Source organism: Vibrio sp. 1249-1 (genome assembly GCF_033340495.1).
This window is the reverse complement of sequence record NZ_JAWOWJ010000277.1, coordinates 324-883: the sequence shown is the minus strand read 5'-3', so window position 1 is coordinate 883 and position 560 is coordinate 324. Positions and strand designations below refer to the sequence as shown.

The window sequence follows — 560 nt, the reverse complement described above, 5'->3', positions numbered from 1 at the left end:
GCTTGAATCACGGCAACCACACCGTTTACTGGTACGCGTTCGCCAAGATTGTAAGGCAAATTATCGAGCGTACCGTCACGCGTGGCCGTGATGGTGAGTTCTGCCAGTTTCTGTTCTTGCAACGCCACTTCGGCTTTTGCCGCCATTAAAGCGGCTTTAGCTTGTTCGATGTCTTCGAGGCGAGAACCTGCGGTGAGCTTACTGAACTCTTCTTTTGCTGAGGCTAATTCCGCTCTCGCAGAGTCCCTTGCCGCAAGAGCGGAATCTTTTTCGGATTGGCTGATGAGCTTTTTACGCACCAGTTCTGCTTTGCGTTGATAGTTTTTCTGCGCTTCGGTGAGCTGCGCTTCCGCTCGGGCTACGCGTGCCGATGCGGCAGCAATGTCTTCTGGGCGTTCACCATTGGTCAATTTAAGCAAATACGCTCCCGCTTTGGCTTGCTCGGCAACGGCGTGTGCAAGAACGGCTTGTTGATTCTTAGTATCGAGCTGAACCAACACTTCCCCCTCACTGACCAAGCTGCCTTCTTTGACAGGAAGGGCTCTAATTATCTCATTAGA

1 protein-coding gene is annotated in these 560 nt (G+C 52.0%); it reads right to left on the bottom strand.

Translation table 11 applies throughout. The features are described 5' to 3' along the window. On the bottom strand, nucleotides 1-560 hold a 560-nt coding region (locus R7Z50_RS25825; RefSeq protein ID WP_411979518.1), incomplete at both ends, for an HlyD family secretion protein.